This window comes from Stutzerimonas stutzeri (assembly GCF_024448935.1).
In the GTDB taxonomy this organism is placed as follows: domain Bacteria; phylum Pseudomonadota; class Gammaproteobacteria; order Pseudomonadales; family Pseudomonadaceae; genus Stutzerimonas; species Stutzerimonas stutzeri_AO.
In genome coordinates this window covers 1-3,999 of the sequence record NZ_JAMOIE010000163.1, presented here as the reverse complement: position 1 = coordinate 3,999, position 3,999 = coordinate 1, and the positions used below count along the sequence as shown (strand labels likewise).

Genomic DNA, 3,999 nt, shown 5'->3' with positions numbered 1-3,999 from the left:
CACCATGCAGGCGCTTCATCTGCTGGCTCTGGAACCGATAGCGGAAACTACCGGCGACCCGAACTCTTATGGGTTCAGGCCGGAACGCTCAACTGCGGATGCCGTCGCACAGTGCTTTGGTGTGCTGTCACGAAAAGCAAACGCGGAATGGGTGTTAGAGGGCGACATTCAAGGCTGTTTCGACAATATCAGCCATGACTGGTTGATCGCCAACATTCCCATGGACAAGGCGATTTTGCAGAAATGGCTCCGGGCTGGTTATGTCTACCAAAAGCAGCTATTCCCCAGCCACGCCGGAACCCCGCAGGGAGGCATCATATCCCCGGGGTTGGCGAACATGACGCTGGATGGGTTGGAAGCGATGCTGGCGAAGAGATTTCCCAACGCGAAGTGGACAGCCCGAAAAATGCGCGTGGTGCGTTATGCAGATGATTTCATCATCACTGGTTGTTCGAAAGAATGGCTGGAGAATGAAGTCAGGCCCGCCGTGGTTGAATTTCTGGCAGAGCGTGGACTTGTCCTCTCTCCGGAAAAAACCAAGATAACGCACATAGGGGACGGGTTCGACTTCCTCGGATGGAACCTGCGCAAGTACAACGGCAAGCTCCTGATCAAGCCGTCCAAGGCGAACATCGGGGCTCTACTTGCCAAGCTGCGAGAGTTGATCAAGACCAACAAAACGATACGACAGGCTAACTTGATAGGTTTGCTCAACCCGGTTCTACGGGGCTGGGCGAACTATCACAGTCATGTCGTCGCCAAGAAGGTCTTCAACCAGGTGGACAGCGCAGTGTGGGAAATGCTCTGGCGATGGGCGGTACGTCGCCACCCTCGCAAGACACGCCGATGGGTGAAGGATCGGTATTTCAAAGTACAAGGGGCGCGCCGTTGGGTGTTCTCGTGTACTGAAAAATCCGCCGATGGTCGGAAGCGTCAGTACACGCTAGTAGACGCCTCAGACACACCGATTGTGCGACATATCAAGATTAAGGCTGCTGCCAACCCTCACGACCCTGCATGGGATGAGTACTTCGAGTCCCGCTGGGGCAAGAAGATGCTCACTTCCGTTAAAGGTCGAGCCAAGCTGTATCGGGTATGGGTGCAACAGGGCGGCAGGTGCTGCGCCTGCTTCAAGCCGGTGACCAAAGACACACCGTGGCACAGTCGCCATATTGTGAAGCTAGGTCATGGCGGGACGGACGCTGCGGCTAATCTTGAGATTTACCACCTGCGTTGCCCACGAGATGTGCAATTTGCCAATGTCGACGATGTATAACCGGGTGCCCAATGGCGCCTTAGCAGAGGCTTGAGCCGTGTGCTGGGAAACTCGCATGCACGGTTCTTAGGGGGTTGGACGCGGGCAACCGCGTCTGACTACCCGACAACCAGATCCGACCATGGGCCCTTGGACGCAAGAACTGGCTCTTCGCCGGGTCGTTACGCAGCGGAAAAAGGGCGGCGGCGATCATGAGCTTGATCCAGTCTGCGCGGCTGAATGGCCATGATCCGTACGCCTATCTAAAGGATGTTCTCACGCGTCTACCGACGCAGCGGGCGAGTGAAATCGAGCAGCTGCTTCCGCATAAGTGGCAGCCGGTTTAATCACGCAAGACGTGTTGCCCGGACGCATACACACATACCCATCCCTCTTCGAATATATGAACGTGCCTTGCTGACGTCGTCAGCATCATGCCCAGGCAGTCAGGATCTTAAAGGCTGCGACACGATAACCGTGTCTGATCCGCCCAAGACCGCTGAGCTTCTGGTAGCGCGGTCGGTCGGCAACCGTCGATAGAAGCACCTAATGCAACTCACCTCGCGGGGAATCACTTCCCCGACAGGGCCTGTGCTTTCTCCGCATCTCAACCTGCAGGAGAATCACCATGTCCAAACTCACTTATGGCCTCGGTTTCGCACTCGGCACTGTCACTCGGGAATTCCTGAGTGCGTTGAAGAAAACCAGCGCTGCGTCTACCGCTGCCCTCTCCCAAGCCCCCAATCAAGGGCTACTTCCACCTCCTTGTGTACCTGACCACGTTGTCCGTGAGATGGATCACTTACCGGCAATGGCTCGCAAAGGGGTCGATTTGAACCTTTGGTACACGGCAAACACGCGAGAGGTTCAAAAGCCCTCTCGTAAACGACGCACGAAGGCAACGGCAGGCTCAATGGCGCCCGCGACTTGCTGAAACAGAAACGCTCCCCCCTGAACGAAGCCTTCCCTCTGGGAAGGCCTTCTCAGTGTTTTTATAGCAGGGGCTTGACAATTGACAATTGTATTTCCATGATCTGCACATGTATCGCTGACGTCGTCAGCAACATGCCCAAGTAGTCTGGATCCGCAAGACTACGATGCGGTTTACCGCATTGATCCACTCCCAAGATCGCCATAGCTTCCGGCAGCGCGATCAGTCGACTTAGTCGATGGAAGCACCTTCCCCCACCCTCGACGGGCCTTACCCGTCAGGGCAGGCCTTTCAATTTTTTGGAGGTCTGATGAAAACTGAACTGGCTCTCTACCAAGCGTTGATTTCGATTAACGTCCCGGAACAGAAAGCTAATGCTGTTATTGATGCTTTGGAGACCGACATGCTGTCACGTTTGGCTACCAAAGCAGATCTCACAGCCGCAACTGCAGAACTCAAAACTGAAATCGCCCATCTTGATACCAGAATCGCGCAACTTGATTCCAGGATCACGATCCGCATGGGTTTTATGTTGTCAGCTGCTGTTGGTGTAGTGATCGCTTCGTTGAAGTTCCTGCACTAAACAAACCTCTAGCTCTACCCACCCTCGCGGGGAATACTTTCCCCCAAGGGTGAAGTGTTTCTCCGCTTTCTGCTTTTTCGAAATTGGAGAATCACCATGAGCACTACTCAAACCAACGAAGCCAAATTCTTCGACCTGCACACCACTGGTATTGGTTATCTCAACCGTATCCGTGAAGTGAAGCCTCGCGGCAAAAGCAAGCCATTCATGGCCGTCGCTGTTGCTGCATTGCGCGGTTCATCTGATGACACCGAATACTCCTACATCGATTGCAACGTCGTCGGCGCTGAAGCTGAAAAGCTGATTCGTCGTAGCCAAGCAGCTGTTGATGCAGGAAAGAAGGTCCTTGTGAGCTTCCGTATCGGTGATATCTGGGCCGATTCTTTTACCTATGAAAAAGGCGACAAACAAGGCCAAGCTGGAGCAAGCCTCAAGGGACGGCTGTTGTTTATCGGCTGGATCAAGGTGGATGGCGCAACTGTCTATGAAGCCAAACCTCGTGAAGTAGCTCCAACTGCTGAACAAGGTGAAGCGACCCCAGAAGCACCGCTCGAAAGCGAAGTACCCTCCGAGCCAGTTGCTGAGGAACAACCTAAGCAAATGCCCGCTGAAACAGCAGCGTAAGGCATCTTGACTCACTCGATTACAAGGCACCCATCGGGTGCCTTTCATTTACAACGTCCGAAGGGAACACCTCCCTTTCGGACACGATGATTCTCTTAACTTGGAGACTCACCATGATACACAACCCCCAACGACTGCCGCTGGTGACCGAGATCGGCCTTTTAGCCGTTCAAGCACGCGTTTACAGTGAGCTGGACAAACAACTCCCGACCAACGTGACAATCGATACTCATGATGACCCGCGTTACGTCCTGACTTCCGACCTTTGGCTCGACGTTCTGGATGGGGTTATCAGGTTGGCCGAGATGGACCATCGTAATAATTTCACGCCAGAGACTAGCCCGATCTTATCGGAGCTTGGACTTCTCAAAGAGTATTTGGAGGCTCGTGATCGTTTAGATCCGGAACCTGAAGATCCCGACGATTACTAACACGCCAAGAACGCTGACTGCTCTTCACGCTGACTCTGATACATCATAAACACACCCAACGGGAAACCACGTCCCGGACGGGCCAGGTGGTTTTTCGCACCTGGAGTTAACCATGCAAAACACCATTAACAGCGTACCGTCTGACCTGCTGAAGCTTCCGGTCGTCTTAACGCCT

4 protein-coding genes and 1 pseudogene are annotated in these 3,999 nt (G+C 53.9%); all 5 read left to right on the top strand.

Annotated features, from left to right (window positions below; translation table 11 throughout):
* The coding region (locus tag NA637_RS24120) for a group II intron reverse transcriptase/maturase (RefSeq protein WP_256075030.1) at positions 1 to 1,276 on the top strand (1,276 nt) is incomplete at its 5' end.
* A 104-nt stretch (positions 1,277 to 1,380) separates the two neighbouring features.
* A pseudogene (locus NA637_RS24115) lies at positions 1,381 to 1,602 on the top strand (transposase domain-containing protein); the annotation flags it as partial.
* Between the two features lie 894 nt (positions 1,603 to 2,496).
* Entirely contained in the window at positions 2,497 to 2,769 is a 273-nt protein-coding gene (locus tag NA637_RS24110; RefSeq protein WP_236362502.1) for a hypothetical protein, read from the top strand.
* Positions 2,770 to 2,865: 96 nt separating this feature from the next.
* A complete protein-coding gene (locus NA637_RS24105; RefSeq protein WP_236384471.1) occupies positions 2,866 to 3,393 on the top strand; it encodes an STY4534 family ICE replication protein in 528 nt (175 codons plus the stop codon).
* Between the two features lie 113 nt (positions 3,394 to 3,506).
* Complete coding sequence (locus NA637_RS24100) at positions 3,507 to 3,824, top strand: hypothetical protein (RefSeq protein WP_236361794.1); 318 nt, start codon at positions 3,507 to 3,509, stop codon at positions 3,822 to 3,824.
* The last annotated feature ends 175 nt before the right edge of the window (positions 3,825 to 3,999 follow it).